Here is a 17,929-nt window from a genome sequence, read left to right as displayed (position 1 = left end):
GCCTTATCGCACAAAAGTATTAACACTATTTAACCGGTGCCCCATCGCAGGGCATCAACTAGCGTGTGTCTGGAATAGACGGTTTATCTGATGACCGTCATACGCTTGATACGTGTGCGGTATCTCGCCGCCGTTGCACGCCTTCAAGGACGAAATCGGCCACGAAAGGAGTAGCCCGTGGAATCAAGGTTTGGTGTCGCCCTCGTTTCGCGCTTTTCCCCACTGTCCCTTGCCGTGCATCTGAGTGTCGCCGGGCTACTGTTCGGTGGTGTCAGCGAGCAGGCGTTCGCCACCTGCTCGGCGGCAGGCTCCACGATTACCTGTTCGGGTGTTCCGACGCTGCCGCTGTTTCTCAACGACTACAGCAGTGCGACCAGCGGGCTGACGGTCAACGTCAGCTCCGGGGCGCAGATGAACGCGACCCTGGGCGGCAAGGTGATCAACCTGACCGGGGCCAACATCAACCTGAACAACTCCGGCACCCTCGATCCTGCCTTGCTGGGCCTGGTTTCTATCCTCAGTGGCGGTGCGTTCATCGGCACCGGCGCGACCAGCACGGTAAGCATCGTCAACAACACCACCGGGATCATTCGCGGCACCGGCATGTTGCTCGGCCTCAACCTGACCAGCATCGACGGTCTGGGGATTGGCGTGAACAACTCCGTGTCGGGCACTACGACCATCACCAACGACGGCACGATTACCTCGACCGGGCTGTCGGTCGGCGGCATCACCCTGGCCGATACGCCAGTGGTCGGGGTGTATGGCGGTTCGCAAGTCAACATGACCAACAGTGCCAGCGGCACGATCAACGGCCGGATCGCGTTCGAGACGTCGGTGGCGGGCAACACCTTCACCAACGCCGGTAACATCACTGGCGGCGTGTCGATGGGGGCGGGCAGTACCAACACCTTCTACGCGATCACAGGTTCCAGCGTTAACGTCGGCGACGGTGTGCAAGTGTCCGTCGGCCTCGGTGGCCTGATCGGCATCAACCTGACCTTCGCTCCGACCGGGACGATCGATGGCGGCGCGGCCGGTACCAACACGCTGATCCTGCAAAACCCGATCGGCCTCGGCGGCGGCACCACCGGGACCGGCACGGCGTCCAGCGCGACGTACGTCAACTTCAACAACCTGACCCTCAACAGCGGCACCTGGACCTTGCAAGGGCCGTTGGTCAGTGGTGCGACCACGCTCAATGGCGGTGTCGCGCAGTTCAACGACAACGCGGCATTCGGCAGTGGCGTGCTGACGTCCAACGGCGGGATCCTGCAGCCGAGCAATGCCGGTTTGTCGCTGGCCAACCAGATCAATCTAGGCGCCGGTGGCCTGACCCTGCAGGGCATCAACGGCACGACCCTGAACGGCGTGATTTCCGGTACTGGCGGCTTGACCAAGATTGGCAGCGGTCAGCTCAACCTCAACGGCATCAACACTTACACCGGCAACACCGTGCTCAACGGCGGCACAGTGCTTGTGGGTAACAACTCGGCATTCAGCACTGGCGGCATTACGGTCGGCGGCGCTTCGAGCATCTCGGCAACGACGCCGATTTCGCTGGCCAACGCGATCACGCTCAACAGCACCCTGACCGCGACCGGCACCGGTGCGCTGACTCTGGGCGGGGTGATCAGCGGCGCCAGCAACCTGACCAAAACCGGCAGCGGCAGCCTGACCCTCAACGGCATCAACACCTACACCGGGACCACCAGCCTCAGTGCCGGCACCTTGCGCGTCGGCAACAACAACGCCTTGGGCACCGGTGTACTCAACACCAGCAACGGCACCAGCCTCGACAGCACCGGCAACGTGACCCTGGCCAACAACGTCGGTATCACCGGTACGTTGAACGTGCTCGGCAGCAATGCCCTGACCCTGGCCGGCGTCGTGTCCGGCACCGGGGCGATCACCAAGAGCGGCAGCGCCAGCCTGACCCTGACCGGCAACAACACCAACAGCGGCGCCACCGCGCTCAACGGCGGCAGTTTGCTCGTCGGCAGCAACACCGCCCTCGGCACGGGCGCACTGAATGCGGCGGCCGGCACCACGCTGGATGCGACCACGGCGGTGACTTTGGCCAACGCCGTGGCGCTGGCGGGCGGGCTGACCATCGGCGGTACTCAGGCGCTGGGCTTGAGTGGCGTCATCAGTGGCGCCGGCAACCTGATCAAGAACGGCACCGCGAACCTGACCCTCAGCGGCAACAACACCTTCTCCGGCGGCACCGCGCTGAACAACGGGACGCTGATCGTCGGCTCCAACACTGCGCTCGGTACCGGCGCACTGACCACGGCAGCGGGCACCACCCTCGACGCCAGCACCAGCGTGGCGCTGAGCAACGCCGTCGCCCTCGGCGGCAATCTGAACATCGCCGGCAATGCCAACCTGACCCTTGGCGGTGTGGTCAGCGGCAGCGGCGGGTTGACCAAGAACGGCGTGGCGAACCTGATTCTCAACGGCGCCAACACCTTCAGCGGTGGCACCACCCTGAACGCCGGCACCCTGACCGTCGGCAATGCCGCCGCGCTGGGCAGCGGCGACCTGACCGTCGCCAATGCCGCGACTCTCGACAGCAACACCTCGGTCATCCTGAACAACAACGTTGCACTCAACGGCAACCTGGCCATCGGCGGCAGCAACGGCATGATTCTGGGTGGCGTGCTCAGCGGCGCCAGTCAGTTGATCAAGAACGGCACGGCCAACCTGACCCTCAACGGCGCCAACACCTTCACCGGCGGCACCGCGCTCAACGACGGCAGCCTGACCGTCGGCAACGGCGCGGCACTCGGCACCGGCACGCTGACCGTAGGCGGGGCGGGCGCAACGCTCAACAGTAGCGCCAACGTGACACTGAACAACGCGATTGCGCTGAACGCCAACCTTACTGCCGGCGGCGCCAACCCGCTAACCCTCGGTGGAGTGATCAGCGGTGGTAGCAGCCTGATCAAGACAGGCGCCTCGACCCTGACTCTCAACGGTAACAACACCTACAGCGGCGCTACATCGCTAAACGCCGGGACGCTGATCGTCGGCTCCAACACCGCCCTCGGCAGCGGCGTACTCAACGCCGCCAACGGCACCACGCTGGATGCCGGCACCGCGACCAGCCTCGCCAACAACGTCAACCTCGGCGGCAACGTGACGGTCGGTGGCAGCAACGCGCTGACCCTTACCGGCGTGGTTGCCGGGGTTGGCGGCCTGATCAAGAGCGGCCCGGCCGACCTGATCCTCAACGGCGCCAATACCTACTTCGGCAACACCGCACTCAACGTCGGCAAGTTGATTGTCGGCAGCAACACCGCGATCGGCAGCGGCGCATTGAACGCAGCGGCTGGCACCACGCTGGACACCAACACCGCCGTAACCCTGGGCAACCAGGTCAACCTGGCCGGTGCGATGAACATCGGCGGCAGCGCGGATCTGACCCTCACCGGGACCGTCGCCGGAGCCGGCAGCCTGGTGAAAAACGGCGCGGAAAATCTGAACCTCAACGGCACCAACACCTACGTCGGTGGCACCACGCTAAACGCCGGTACAGTGACCGTCGGCAACAGCTCCGCACTGGGCACCGGTGCCTTGACCGTCGGCGGTGCGGCAACGCTCGACAGCAGTTCGCCGCTGGTCAGCCTGGCCAACGCGGTGGTGCTCAATGCGGCGCTGAGCGTCGGCGGTACCCAGGACCTGACCCTCGGTGGCGTGGTCAGCGGCGCAGGCCAGTTGATCAAGAACGGCGCGGCCAACCTGACCGTCAACGGCACCAACACCTACAGCGGCGGCACCACTCTCAATGCCGGTACGCTGACACTGGGCTCGGCCGCTGCCTTGGGCAGTGGCGGTCTGACCGTCGGTGGTGCGTCGACGCTGGACACCAGCACCGGCATGAGCGTCGGCAACAACATCACCCTCAACGCCGGCCTGACCCTGGCCGGCAGCAACACCCTGAACCTCAGCGGTGTGATCGATGGTGCAGGTAGCCTGACCAAGGACGGCTTTGGCGACCTGACGCTCAGCGGCAACAACACCTTCACCGGTGCACTGAACATCGCCTCCGGCAGCGTCACCACCGTGAGCAGCGGGGCACTCGGCAACACCTCCGGCGCCAATATCAGCGCCGGTGCCAATCTCTATCTCAACAGCAGCACCAGCCTCAACGGGCTGAGCGGCAGCGGCAGTGTGCAGATCGCTGGTGGCAACACCCTGACGGTGGGTGGCGTGAGCAGCACCAGCACGTTCGACGGCGACCTCGGTGGCAGCGGTGCGCTGACCAAAGTCGGTACCGGCACGCTGAATCTGACCGGCAGCAGCGGCCTCACCGGCAACACCAACGTCAACGCCGGTACGTTGAATCTCACCGGATCGCTGGCCAGCACCCAGCTCAACATCAACAACGGCGCGACCCTCACGGGCACCGGTTCGGCGCTGGGCGTCATCACCGTCAACAGCGGCGGTCATCTGGCGTTGTCCTCGGGCAATACCTTGTCCGCCTCGTCACTGATTCTCACCGCTAACAGCAATGTTGACGCGAGCCTCGCCACGCCATCGACCACGTCGCTGATGAACATCGGCGGCAACCTGACCCTGGACGGCAATCTCAACGTCACCGATGCCGGCGGTTTCGGTGTCGGTGTCTATCGCTTGTTCAACTACATCGGCGCACTGACCGACAACGGCCTGACCGTGGCCGGTGTACCGGTGGGTTACGGCCTCGGCGACATCCTGGTGCAGACCCTGGGTAATCAGGTGAATCTGGTCGTGTCGGCGCCGAACACCAACCTGCGCTTCTGGGACGGCAGCCAGACGATCCCCAACGGCACAGTGGATGGCGGCAGCGGCACCTGGAATGCCGGGGGGACCAACTGGACCAATTCCAACGGCACGTTGAACCAGACCTGGGCCGGCGACTTCGCTGTGTTCCAGGGTACGGCCGGTACCGTTTCGGTCAACGGCACGCAACTGTTCACCGGGATGCAGTTCCTCACCGATGGCTACAACGTGGTGAATGGTTCCTCGGGGCTGTTGACCGCGGTCAACGGCACAGGCGGCACCACCGCGATGCGGGTCGATCCGGGCGTGACCGCCACGGTCGGGGTGAACATCGACGGCAGCGGTATCCTCAACAAACTCGACGCCGGCACCCTGGTGCTCAACGGCGCCAACAGCTACACCGGTGGCACACAACTGGACGGCGGCACCCTGGTGGTCGGCAGCAACACCGCACTGGGCACTGGCGCGTTGATCGCCAACGCCGGCACGCAACTGGACAGCAACACCGCCGTGACCCTGGCCAACGCGGCCACGCTGAATGGCAACCTCACCGTGCTCGGCAGCAATGCGCTGACCCTCAACGGTGTCATTTCCGGCACTGGCGGCTTGATCAAGAACGGCTCGGCCAGCCTGACCCTCGGCGGCAACAACGCCTTCCTCGGGCCAGTGGCGTTGAATGCGGGCGGACTGGTTCTGGCGTCGAACAGCGCGCTGGGTTCGGCCACCCTGAACGCGGCGAACGGCACCACCCTGGATGCCAGCGGTGCTTTCACGGCGGGGAATGCAATCAATCTGGCGGGCAACCTCGGCATCGTCGGCAGCAACGATCTGACGCTGAGCGGGGCCATCAATGGCGCCGGCAGCCTGACCAAAAACGGCGCGGCCAACCTGATCCTGAGCGGTGCCAACAACTTCCTCGGCGGCGTTACCCTCAATGCCGGCACCCTGACCGCCGGCAGCAACGGCGCTCTGGGCCTGGGCAACCTGACCGTGGCCGGTGCGTCCTCGCTGGACAGCAACACGTCGGCGTCGCTCGGCAACAACGTAGTGCTCAACGCCAATCTGACCAACACCGGCAGCAGCGACGTAGCGCTCGGCGGCGTGGTCAGCGGCACCGGCGGTCTGATCAAGAACGGCGCGTCCAACCTGACCCTCAACGGCATCAACACCTACAGCGGCGGCACCACGCTGAACGCCGGTACCGTGACCCTCGGCACCTCGTCGGGCCTGGGCTCCGGCGCGGTGACCGTGGCGGGCGCTTCGACCCTCGACACCACGGCGCCACTGGTGCTGGCCAACAACATCAACGTCAATGCCAACCTGAGCGTGGCCGGCAACAACAACCTGACGTTGGGCGGCGTGATTGCGGGGGCGGGCACCTTGACCAAGAACGGTCTGGCCGACCTGACGCTGTCCGGCAACAACAGCTTCAGCGGCACATTCGACGTGCAGTCCGGCAGCCTGACCACCCTGGGCAACTCGGCGCTGGGCAGCAACGCCGGGGTCAATCTCGGCAATGCCGCGACGCTGAACCTCGGCGGTTCGGGCAGCCTCGCCAGCCTGACCGGCAGCGGTACCGCACTGATCGGTGGCGGAAACACACTGAGCATCGGCGGCAACAACGCCAGCAGCATTTTCGGTGGTGTGCTCACCGGCACCGGCGAGTTGAGCAAACTCGGCACCGGCACGCTGACCCTGACCGGCCTCAACAGCCTGACCGGTAACACCACGGTCAACGCCGGGACCTTGAACGTCAGCGGCTCGCTGGACAGTGCCAGTGTGCTGGTCAACAGCGGCGGCACCCTGACCGGCGGCGGCTCGCTCGGCGGGGCCGTGACCGTGGCGGACGGCGGTCATCTGGCGGGCGCCACCGGCAGCACGCTTTCGGTGAATTCGCTGGTGTTCAACGCCAACGCCAACTTCGATGTCGGCCTCGGCACACCGGTCTCCGGTGGCGGCAACGCGCTGGTCAACGTCGGCGGCAACCTGACCCTGGACGGTACCCTCAACGTCAGCGACATCGGCGGTTTCGGCAGCGGCGTGTACCGGTTGATCAACTACACCGGTGGCCTGACCGACAACGGCATGCTGATCGGCACCGTGCCGGGCAGCGTCACGCCGGGCGACCTGACCCTGCAAACCGCGCTGGCCAACCAGATTAACCTGCTGGTCACCGCACCGGGCGTCACCGTGCAGTTCTGGGACGGCAACCAACTGGTCGCCAACGGTTCGGTCGATGGCGGCAGCGGCACCTGGGGCACCGGCACCACCAACTGGACCGACGTCAACGGCACCACCAATCAGGCCTGGACCAACAACTTCGCGGTGTTCCAGGGCACAGCGGGCACCGTCACGGTGAACGGCGCGCAAACCCTCACCGGCATGCAGTTCGTCACCGATGGCTACAGCCTGCAGAACGGCACGGCCGGTTCGCTGAATCTGGTCAACGGATCGCTGGGCAATGCCACCGTGCGGGTCGATCCGAACGTCACCGCGACCGTGGGCGTGGCGCTCAACGGTGCCGGCACACTGGGCAAATACGACACCGGCACCCTGGTGCTCAACGCCGCCAACGGCTACACCGGTGGCACCGCACTCAATGGCGGCAAGATTGTGGTCGGCAACAACGCCGCCCTCGGCACTGGCGTGTTGACCGCTGCCAACGGCACCGCGCTGGACAGCAACACCGCCGTCAGCCTGGCCAACGCGGTGGTGCTCGACGGCGGACTCACCGTCGCCGGCTCCAATGCATTGACTCTCGGTGGGGTGGTCAGCGGCAGCGGCAGTCTGATCAAGACCGGCGCATCGAGCCTGACCCTCAATGGCAGCAACACTTACAGCGGCGGTACTCAACTGTCCGGCGGCTCGCTGATCCTGGGCAACAACAGTGCGATCAGCAGCGGCGCGCTGAATGTGTCGGGTAACGGAACGCTCGACAGCACCTCTGCGCTGCAACTGGCCAACACCATCAACCTGGGGGCGCAACTGACCTTGGCCGGCAACCAGAACACCACGCTGATCGGTGCGATCACCGGCAGCGGCAGTCTGGTGAAAAACGGCAGTGGCGACCTGCTGCTCAGCGGCGCCAACACCTACAGCGGCGGCACCACGTTGAACGGCGGCAACACCCGTGGCGACACCAGCAGCCTGCAGGGCGCCATCGTCAACAACGCGGCGCTGACCTTCGAGCAGAACAGCGATGGCAGCTACACCGGCAATCTGACGGGCGCCGGCACCCTCAACAAAACCGGCGCCGGCGCCTTGCTGCTGACCGGCAACAACACCTTCACCGGCAACACCGCGGTGCAGGCTGGTGCGCTGAACGTCAACGGTGTGCTCAACAGTGCCAACGTCAACGTTGCCAGCGGGGCGGCCATCGGCGGCAGCGGCGTGATCGCCGGCACCGTGCAACTGGCCAACGGTGCGACGCTGACCGGCGGCGGCATTGCAACGCCGTTGTCCGTCGGTTCGCTGGCGTTGTCGTCGGGGACCAACCTGGATTTCAGCCTTGGCTCGGCCGCCAGCTCCACCACCGTGGTCAACGTCGCCGGCAACCTGACCCTCGACGGTACGTTGAACATCAGCAATGCCGGCGGCTTCGGCACCGGTGTCTACCAGCTGTTTACCTACGGCGGCAGCCTGACCAACAACGGCCTGGTCTTCGGCAGCCTGCCGGTTTCAGCGTCAAACCTGACCCTGCAAACCGCCTTGGCCAATCAGATCAATCTGCTGGTGCAGGGTACGCCGGGTGAGGTGCAGTTCTGGAACGGTGGCAAAACCAATCCGGATGGCAGCATCGGTGGTGGCAGCGGCGTATGGGGACCCGGCACCAACTGGACCGACGCGACCGGCACTCAGGCGCAAGGCTCCAGTGGACAGTTCGCGGTGTTCGGCGGGCAGGGCGGTACGGTCACCGTGCAAGGCAATCAGAACTTCACCGGGCTGCAGTTCCTCGTCAACGGCTACAGCCTGGTGCCGGATGCCGGCGACACGCTGACGCCGGTCAATGGCGCGGGCGGTACACCGGCGCCGATCCGCGTCAATGCCGGTGCCAGCGCGCAAATCGATGTGCCGTTGATCGGCGCTGGTGGTATCGAGAAACTCGACGCCGGCACGTTGATTCTCACTGGTGCCAACACCTACAGCGGTGGCACCACCGTCAGCGGCGGTACGCTGATCGGTAACAGCACCAGCCTGCAAGGCAACATCCTCGACAACGCGGCGCTGGTGTTCCAGCAGAATGCCGATGGCAGGTTCAACGGTCGCCTCAGCGGTACCGGTGCGCTGGCCAAACGCGGTAGCGGAACCTTGCTGTTGACCGGTGATCAGCCGTTCAGTGGCACTGTTTCGGTGGATCAAGGCGTGCTGCAGGTCGGCAGCCGTGCGGCGCGGGCTTCTCTGGGCGGGCAAGTGACCGTGGCCAACGGCGCCGGTTTGAGCGGTAACGGCAGCGTCGGTTCGGTGGTCAACCACGGGGTAGTGGCCTCCGGTGGTGGTGACGGAAACCTGAGCGTGGCCGGCAACCTGACCAACGCCGCCGATGGCGTGTTGGCTCTGACCGTCAGTTCGCCGACCGCTACGCCACTGACCGTCGGTGGTACAGCCAACCTGAGCGGTGGCCTGCAAGTGAACAGCCTGGCGCCGTTCACCGGCAACACCGTGTATTCGCTGATCACTGCCGGCGGTGGAGTGACTGGCACCTTCAGCGCGGCCGATCTGCCGCAGTACGCGTTCCTCTCCTCAACGCTGGTGTACAGCCCTGATGCGGTAAACCTGCTGGTCAGTCGCAACGGCAACTCGTTCACCGACGTCGCCGCCACCGGTAACCAGCGCAGCACCGCCTCGGCGTTGACGCGCAACGGCCCGGCGGGCGCGGCACTGCAGAACGAAATCGTCAACCTCAGTGTGGCGGGTGCGCGGCAGGCCTTCGACAACCTGTCCGGGGAAATCCACGCCAGCACCGCCAGCGCGGTTCTGGAGGATTCACGCTTTGTGCGCGAAGCGGTCAATGACCGTATGCGTCAACCTACCTGCGGTGCTGCGGATGATCCGCGTCGCACGCTGGCGCCGAGCGACACGCAACTGAGCAGCAACGGCTGTCACGGTGAAATGGTCGGCTGGGCCCGCGCCATCGGTGCCTGGGGTGACATGGGCGGCGACAGCAACACGGCGAAAGTCGATCGCAGCCTCGGCGGTTTCATGCTCGGCACCGACAAGCAACTCGACGATCAATGGCGCGCCGGGATGGCGGCGGGCTACACCCGCAGCAACCTCAACGCGCATGACCGCAACTCCGATGCCAAAGTCGACAGCTACCACCTGGCGGCCTACCTGAGCTCGCAGTTCGATGCCCTGGCCGTGCGCCTCGGTGCGGCCTACAGCTGGCACAGCATCGAGACCAAGCGCGACGTCAGCGTCGGCAGCTACAACGACCGCCTGAAGGCTGATTACGATGCCCGCAGTGCCCAGGTGTTCGGTGAAGTGGGTTATGCGATCAATGCAGCAGGCGTGGCCATCGAACCCTTCGCCGGCCTGGCCTACGTCAACTACGACAGCGACACCGCCAAGGAAAAAGGCGGAGTGGGGCGCCTGAAGGGCGATGCCGATCAGGACATCACCTACTCGACCCTCGGTGTGCGCATCGGCAAGTTGGTGACCCTGGCCAATGGCAGCCAACTCACCCCACGGGCAGCGATCGGCTGGCGGCATGCCTACGGCGACACCAAGCCTGACGCCGACCTGACCTTCATCGACGGTGGCGCGTCGTTCAGCACCCAAGGCGTGCCGATTGCCAAGGACAGTGCGCTGCTCGAAGCCGGCGTGGACTTCCAGATCAGCCCGACCGGCAAGCTCGGGATCGGCTATTCGGGCCAGGTGTCCAGCGACAACAACGACAGCGCGATGACCATCAGCTTCAGCCAAAGCTTCTGATCATGGTCGAAGCACTTTAGCCGCCCGCAAGGGCGGTTTTTTTTGCTCGACAATCGCCTCTGCTAGAATCCGCCCCATTCCCTGCCAGAGGTTGCCCCATGAGCGAACCCATCCGTCTGACCCAATACAGCCACGGTGCCGGTTGCGGCTGCAAGATTTCGCCGCAGGTGCTGGAAGTGATCCTTGCCGGCAGCGGCGCACAGAACCTCGACCCGAAACTGTGGGTCGGCAACGCCTCGCGCGATGACGCGGCGGTGTATGAAATCGATGCCGAGCGCGGTGTGGTGTCGACCACCGATTTTTTCATGCCGATTGTCGACGACCCGTTCGACTTCGGCCGAATCGCCGCGACTAACGCGATCAGTGATATCTACGCCATGGGCGGTGACCCGTTGATGGCCATTGCCATTCTTGGCTGGCCGGTGAACGTGCTGGCGCCGGAAGTGGCGCGGGAAGTGATTCGCGGTGGTCGCGCAGTGTGCGACGCGGCGGGTATTCCATTGGCCGGTGGCCATTCGATCGATGCGCCGGAGCCGATTTTCGGCCTCGCCGTCACCGGCCTGGTCGAAAAGCGCTTCATGAAGCGCAACGACACCGCCACCGCCGGTTGCCTGCTGTACCTGACCAAACCGCTGGGTATCGGCATCCTCACCACCGCAGAAAAGAAGGGCAAGTTGCGTAACGCCGACATCGGCGTGGCCCGGGACTGGATGTGCACGCTGAACAAACCCGGCAGCCGCTTCGGCAAACTGGCCGGCGTCACTGCGATGACCGACGTCACCGGTTTCGGCCTGCTCGGGCATCTGGTGGAAATGGCCGATGGCAGCCACCTCACCGCGCGTATCGCCTATGACCGCGTGCCGCGTCTGGACAGCGTCGAGTATTACCTCGAACAAGGCTGCGTACCCGGCGGCACCTTGCGCAATTTCGACAGTTATTCAAGCAAGCTCGGACGCGTGCAGGAACTGCACAAGCGCGTGCTGTGCGATCCGCAGACCAGCGGCGGCCTGCTGTTGGCCGTAACCCCGGACGGCAACGCCGAATTCCTCGCCGTGGCCGCAGAGCTGGGCCTGAATCTGGAGCCGATCGGTGAACTGGTCGAGCGACAGACCCACGCAGTCGAGGTGATTTGATGCTCCGCGACTGCACCGATTACCGCGACATTTTCCTCAACGACCGGCCGCTGATGGATGCCCGCGCGCCGGTGGAGTTTCACAAGGGGGCGTTCCCCGGGGCAGTCAATCTGCCGCTGATGAATGACCTGGAGCGGCAAAAGGTCGGCACCTGCTACAAACAGCATGGTCAGCAGGCGGCCATCGAACTGGGCCACCGTCTGGTGTCCGGCGCGGTGAAGGCCGAACGCATCGAGGCCTGGGCTGAATTCGCCCGGGCCCATCCCGACGGCTATCTCTATTGCTTTCGTGGTGGCCTGCGCTCGCAGATCACCCAGCAGTGGCTCAAGAGCGAGGCCGGGATCGACTATCCGCGAGTCGGCGGCGGCTACAAGGCACTGCGCAACTTCCTGATCGACACCCTCGAACAAGCGGTGACCCAATGTGATTTTGTGCTGCTGGGCGGCATGACCGGCACCGGCAAGACCGAACTGCTGGTACAGCTGGATAATGGTCTGGATCTTGAGGGGCACGCCAATCATCGCGGTTCCAGTTTCGGCAAGCGCGCCACCGGGCAACCGTCGAACATCGATTTCGAGAACCGACTGGCCATCGACATCCTCAAGAAGCGTGACGCCGGTATCGGCCAGTTTGTGCTCGAAGACGAGAGCCGGGTGGTGGGCAGTTGCGCGTTGCCGCTGCCGTTGTATCAGGGCATGCAGCATTACCCGATGGTCTGGCTGGAGGACCGCTTCGAGGACCGTGTGCAGCGCATCCTGCGTGATTACGTGGTGGACCTGTCGGCCGAGTTTTCGACGGTGCATGGCGAGCAGGGTTTTGCGCTGTTCTCTGAACGCTTGCTCGAAAGCCTGAACAATGTGCAGAAACGCTTGGGCGGTGAACGCCATCGACGGATGCTGCTGTTGATGGAGGACGCACTGGCCGAGCAGGGGCGCAGCGGCTCGGTGGATTTGCACCGGGGCTGGATCGAAGGGTTGCTGCGCGAGTATTACGACCCGATGTATGTGTTTCAGCGCGAGAAGAAGGGGGCGCGAATCGAGTTTGCGGGCGAGCAGAAAGCAGTCATTGAATATCTGCACGATCGCGTGAATCAGAAGGCTTGATGCGCTATTCAGCGGCCTCTTCGCGGGCAAGCCCGCTCCCACACTGGAAATCCGCTGAACCCGTCATTTGAGTTCGGCGCAAGCTTGAATGTGGGAGCGGGCTTGCTCGCGAAAAGGTTAAGGCTGGCAGCGCAAAACTCAGGTCGGGCAAGTGACCTTGCCGTTATCCAGCCCCTGCTTGTAGCTGTGGCTCTGCAGGCTGGCCTTGCCGTTGTGCCAGGTGAGGGTCAGCACGTACAGCGAGTCATAGTCGCCGGATGCCCAGTCTTCGGTGATGGTCTGTTTCTCGCCCACGGCCTTGCCCGCGACCTTGTTGATCAGCTCGGGCAGATAGCCGTGGGACCACGCGGTGTAGATGGTCGAGTTGTGATATTTGTCGGCGGTCAGCTCCCGGGCCAGGTCGTTGGTGTCGTTGGCCGAAAACTCGATGTTCACCGGCAGGCCGAGTTTGATGGCGGCGGGGCTGATGGTCATCAGGGGGCGGATGTAGCTGTAGGAATTGTCCAGCTCGCCTTCCTCGACATTGCGCGTGGGGTTGGCGGCGAATACGTAGTCGGCCTTGCCGAATTTTTCCGGTAGCAGGGTCGACAGCTCGATGGCCCGGTTCAGGCCCTGGCAGTTGAGCTGGCCGAGGCCGCCGTCGGGTTTTTCACCGTGGCGCAGGAAGATCAGGGTCTGGGTGCCATCCACCGGTTGCGCGCGGCTTTCGCTGGACTCAAGGGACAGGAACAGTGCGCTCATCGCCAGCAGCGAGGGCAGGGCCACATAGGCGCGATGTTTGAAGCGTTTGGCGACTTTCATCAGGTTCGTCATCAAATGAGGCGTCTTCAGTCTGTTCGGTTAAGGCTGACAAACCTCTGCACCGCAGGCAGTCGGGGCCGGGTGTTTTCCCTGTCTTGAATGGTTTCCTTGGAGCCCTCGGAAGGCCTTTGGTTCGATCCGCCTGGCGGGGCACACCTTAAAGGCGTCGCCGGATGGCTGGAGGCAGGTTAGCGACAGGATGTTGCGGATTTAAGTAAGTCCGGCTGCCAGGACAAAAAGAACCCGAGCCAGCGCGGAAAACGTGGATTATGCTCGGGGCTTTCATTTTGTGACTGGATGCTACCCATGACCGATCTGTCCGCGTTCCCGATCACCCAGAAGTGGCCGGCGCAGTACCCCGACTGGATTCAGCTCTATTCCCTGCCGACCCCCAACGGCGTCAAGGTCTCGATCATGCTCGAAGAGATCGGTCTGCCCTACGAGCCGCACCGTGTGGGGTTCGACATTAATGACCAGATGTCCCCGGAATTCCTGTCGCTGAACCCGAACAACAAGATCCCGGCGATCCTCGACCCCCATGGCCCCGAGGACAAACCGCTGCCCTTGTTCGAGTCCGGCGCAATCCTGATTTACCTCGCCGACAAAAGCGGTCAGTTGCTGGCCCAGGAAGGCGCACTGCGCTACGAAACCATTCAGTGGCTGATGTTCCAGATGGGCGGCATCGGCCCGATGTTCGGCCAGCTCGGTTTCTTCAACAAATTCGCCGGCAAGGATTACGAAGACAAACGTCCCCGTAACCGTTACGTCGACGAAAGCAAACGCCTGCTCAAAGTCCTCGACGGCCGCCTCCAGGGACGCGACTGGATCATGGGCGAGCGCTACACCATCGCCGACATCGCCACGTTCCCGTGGGTGCGCAACCTGATCGGTTTCTATGAGGCGGGCGATCTGGTGGGCATCAAGGACTTCCCGAACGTTACCCGGGTGCTGGAGCGTTTTCTGGCGCGACCGGCGGTGGTGCGTGGTCTGACCATTCCTTCCTGACCCTGTGTCTGCCGGGTGCGCAGATTGTTGCGTCCCCGGTAATGCACTCTTGATTGATCCAGGTTTGTACCTCATCCCCCGCAAGGCATAAGCTTCGCCCCCTACGACTTTCGTCTCATCTGCCCGTTTTTCAGGAAAGGCCCCATGTCCAGTCAGTTCCCCGAAGCACGTCCACGCCGTCTGCGTCGCAATGCGAGCCTGCGCAGCCTGTTCCAGGAAACCGAGTTTTCCCTCAACGATCTGGTGCTGCCGATTTTCGTCGAGGAAGAAATCGATGACTTCGTGCCGATCAAGAGCATGCCCGGCGTGATGCGTATTCCGGAGCGCAAACTGGCCAGCGAGATCGAGCGTTACGCCCGTGCCGGGATCAAGTCGGTGATGACCTTCGGCGTGTCCCATCACCTGGACGCCAACGGCAGCGACACCTGGCGCGAAAACGGGCTGGTGTCGCGCATGTCGCGGATCGCCAAGGACGCGGTGCCGGACATGATCGTAATGTCCGATACTTGCTTCTGCGAATACACCGATCACGGCCATTGCGGTGTGATGCACAATCATGAAGTCGACAACGACCAGACCCTGATCAATCTCGGCAAACAAGCCGTGGCGGCGGCCCGTGCCGGCGCCGATGTGATTGCGCCGTCGGCGGCAATGGACGGCCAGGTGCGGGCAATTCGCCGGGCGCTGGACGACGCCGGGTTCACGCAAATCCCGATCATGGCCTACTCGACCAAATTCGCCTCGGCACTCTACGGCCCGTTCCGCGAGGCCGGCGGCAGCGCGCTGAAAGGCGATCGCAAAAGCTATCAGATGAACCCGATGAACCGCCGCGAAGCCCTGCGTGAATCGTTGCTCGACGAACAGGAAGGTGCCGATGCACTGATGGTCAAACCGGCCGGCGCATACCTGGACATCATCCGCGAGATCCGCGAAGCCTCGAACCTGCCGCTGGCGGCGTATCAGGTCAGCGGCGAGTACGCGATGATCAAGTTCGGCGCCCAGGCCGGGGCTATCGACGAAGATCGCGTGGTGCGCGAAAGCCTCGGTGCGATCAAACGCGCCGGTGCGGATCTGATCTTCACCTACTTTGCGATGGACCTGGCCTTGGCCGGAATTTGAAGACGTTGCCCGGCCATCGGTAGCGATGGCCGGGCATTGCTTATACTTTCAAATGATTTTCTTGCTATAGAAAACCCGGTCCACATAGCCATCCGCTTTTTTGTAGTAATGCCCCAGTGTGCCAGCGAGCTCAAAGCCACAAGCGCGGACAATATCGATGCCCTGACGCTGTGTTGCCAAATGGAAGTAATACAGCAGTTCGATACCGATAGCGCGGGCTCGTTCTTCGAGTTGTTTGACCAATTCAATGCCTTCGTCCAGATGATCAGGCAGAAGCCCGAACCGGATCTCTGCAACATGGCGCTCGATCCAGCGGGGCCGACGTTCGATCTCGCCCAGACCGATGATCGCCGTGTCCTTCAAAATGCACAGGGTCACGGCATTCTGCTGTTTTTCCTTTTCTAACAAAGACTCAATCCAGAGAACTTCCTTTTCATGATCGATCGATCGGACATCCTCGGGCCTTTCCACCCGTTCCGGATCCTGTTGGACGAGCGTGTTGAAGTAATGCAATAGATCATCTGCATCCGAAGTTTGAGGTTGTCTAAATTGCATGAAGGTATTCTTTCTCGTAATAGGTCGCACAGCATTTGCAAAGGGGATTTCTAGGGATGTCATCAACTTGAAATTTGCCGCTCAGCAACAGTGATGAGAATGTCAGCCTGCGGTTAACGTACATGTTGGCTTTGTGTCCGAGAAACCATTTGAACACTTCGGCTGCACCCAGGGTTCCGGCGATGGAAGTTGATAAAACATTTACCGGGACGGGGCCGGTATGTTCCTTTCGGGAGTGGTCAGTTGGAAATAAACAAGCGAAACAGGCACTTTTCAGTTCCGGGATCATGGTGAATACATAACCATAGGAAAACTGAGCAGAGGCGTGAATCATGGGTTTGTTTGTGCGCAGGCAATATTCATTGATGGTGTTTCTACCATCGGGGGAGTCGCCGCCTTCGACAATGACTTCATATTGATCGAGCAGTCGGTCGACATTGTGTCGCGTTATTTTTTCTTCAAATAACCGGATATCAATATCCGGGTTGAGGTCGACCAGCGTTCTAAACGCTGCGACACCCTTGGTACTGCCTATGTCCGGAGTGCGATACAGCAACTGACGATTCAAGTTGGATAACTCGACCGTGTCGAACTCTACGATCCCGACTTTTCCGATCCCTCCGGCAACCAATGCCATCAGCAGCGTGGACTTGACGCCACCGGCGCCGATTACAGCAACAGAGCCTTGCGAAACCCTCTGTTGACCGGTCTTTCCCCACTCCGGCATGTTCTCCTGACGATTGTATCGCTCATCCTTGAAATCAAAGTGCATGGGCATCGGCCTCGAAGCGGGTTAGACAAGAAAGTGAAACAGACTCCCCACGGATTCTGTTTCGAATCCGCAGGGCTGGCGTTCAGGCCAGGAGGATTGCCTGTCGTTCAACAATCAACCATCGCATGCCCGAAAACTTCTTGCAGTGCAGGCGCCGCCACTGACTTCTTCAAGTTCTTCCTGAAAGAGTTCCAGAACGGGATAGTCCTGAAGGGCGGCTTCAAGAGACTCAGCTTCTATTTCCGACTTTCCTATAAGACCTTCTGGTAAACCACGCAGAAAAATTTTCATTGATATCCTATCTAATGAGTTGTTTTGGATTTGTGTTAGTTGAAGATCTCTTTCGATAGCCGCAGTCTCGGGCTGTCTAAGGGGTGTTGACTATAAAAATTGGATTCCAGTAGTGTCAATGTGAGCTTTAGATTGTATTGGTGTGGTGCGGAAGACTTTGGTTATATAGGAGGTGTGTCAGGTGGGTATTGAAAAATTAGATAGGGAAAGGCCTTCTCTTTTTCGCAAGGAGGCGATAGCGTTCGCCTCCGAAAGATTTTATGGAAACTATCTCGATATAAAAATCGATAAGTCTCTCGACGGCCTGGCATTATGTTTGGGTGTGTTTGTTTTCTTCCTGCTTGGAGTGGGCGCAAGCTATATGCAAGGACGCAATATTGAACCTGTTGCCATTACACAGCGCGTCGGTGATGTTTCTCACCTGCACCTGGTCAAATGACCAGACAAGGAAA

General features: G+C 62.1%; 10 protein-coding genes. 6 read left to right on the top strand and 4 right to left on the bottom strand.

Features of this window, described 5'->3' with window-relative positions; translation table 11 throughout:
* The first annotated feature begins 177 nt into the window (after positions 1–177).
* The 3 genes from C6Y56_RS18345 (at position 178) to mnmH (ending at position 12,934) form a co-directional block, all read left to right on the top strand.
* Positions 178–10,698, top strand: coding sequence for an autotransporter-associated beta strand repeat-containing protein (locus C6Y56_RS18345; protein WP_169431075.1), 10,521 nt, complete (start codon positions 178–180; stop codon positions 10,696–10,698).
* A gap of 98 nt (positions 10,699–10,796) precedes the next feature.
* A complete protein-coding gene (gene selD, locus C6Y56_RS18340; RefSeq protein ID WP_169431074.1) occupies positions 10,797–11,831 on the top strand; it encodes a selenide, water dikinase SelD in 1,035 nt (344 codons plus the stop codon).
* Positions 11,831–12,934, top strand: a complete 1,104-nt coding sequence (gene mnmH, locus C6Y56_RS18335; protein WP_169431073.1) for a tRNA 2-selenouridine(34) synthase MnmH — start codon at positions 11,831–11,833, stop codon at positions 12,932–12,934. The genes selD and mnmH overlap by 1 nt, the downstream gene beginning before the upstream one ends.
* 138 nt (positions 12,935–13,072) lie before the next feature.
* Here the strand turns inward: mnmH and C6Y56_RS18330 are convergent, their stop codons facing one another.
* Positions 13,073–13,747, bottom strand: coding sequence for a histidine phosphatase family protein (locus C6Y56_RS18330; RefSeq protein WP_169431072.1), 675 nt, complete (start codon positions 13,745–13,747; stop codon positions 13,073–13,075).
* Positions 13,748–14,041: 294 nt separating this feature from the next.
* Here C6Y56_RS18330 and C6Y56_RS18325 point away from each other — a divergent pair, with 294 nt between their 5' ends.
* Both C6Y56_RS18325 and hemB read left to right on the top strand, forming a co-directional pair.
* A complete protein-coding gene (locus C6Y56_RS18325) occupies positions 14,042–14,740 on the top strand; it encodes a glutathione binding-like protein (RefSeq protein WP_169431071.1) in 699 nt (232 codons plus the stop codon).
* A gap of 144 nt (positions 14,741–14,884) precedes the next feature.
* Positions 14,885–15,859 (top strand): porphobilinogen synthase, encoded by a 975-nt coding sequence (gene hemB / locus C6Y56_RS18320; RefSeq protein ID WP_169431070.1) that lies wholly within the window; start codon positions 14,885–14,887, stop codon positions 15,857–15,859.
* Positions 15,860–15,907: 48 nt separating this feature from the next.
* Here the strand turns inward: hemB and C6Y56_RS18315 are convergent, their stop codons facing one another.
* The 3 genes from C6Y56_RS18315 to C6Y56_RS18305 form a co-directional block, all read right to left on the bottom strand.
* Positions 15,908–16,414 (bottom strand): GNAT family N-acetyltransferase, encoded by a 507-nt coding sequence (locus tag C6Y56_RS18315; protein WP_169431069.1) that lies wholly within the window; start codon positions 16,412–16,414, stop codon positions 15,908–15,910.
* Positions 16,404–17,186, bottom strand: coding sequence for a HesA/MoeB/ThiF family protein (locus C6Y56_RS18310; protein WP_169431068.1), 783 nt, complete (start codon positions 17,184–17,186; stop codon positions 16,404–16,406). The genes C6Y56_RS18315 and C6Y56_RS18310 overlap by 11 nt, the downstream gene beginning before the upstream one ends.
* Positions 17,187–17,300: 114 nt before the next feature.
* Entirely contained in the window at positions 17,301–17,477 is a 177-nt protein-coding gene (locus C6Y56_RS18305) for a hypothetical protein (protein ID WP_164872156.1), read from the bottom strand.
* 181 nt (positions 17,478–17,658) lie between these two features.
* On the opposite strand from C6Y56_RS18305, the gene C6Y56_RS18300 reads away from it, so the two are divergent.
* The gene (locus C6Y56_RS18300) at positions 17,659–17,916 is read left to right on the top strand and encodes a hypothetical protein (RefSeq protein WP_169431067.1); all 258 of its coding nucleotides are present in this window, start codon (positions 17,659–17,661) and stop codon (positions 17,914–17,916) included.
* Positions 17,917–17,929 lie beyond the last annotated feature (13 nt).

Source organism: Pseudomonas fluorescens (assembly GCF_012974785.1).
Classification (GTDB): domain Bacteria; phylum Pseudomonadota; class Gammaproteobacteria; order Pseudomonadales; family Pseudomonadaceae; genus Aquipseudomonas; species Aquipseudomonas fluorescens_BT.
The sequence above is the reverse complement of the archived record's forward strand: the minus strand, read 5'-3'. Positions and strand labels throughout refer to the sequence as shown.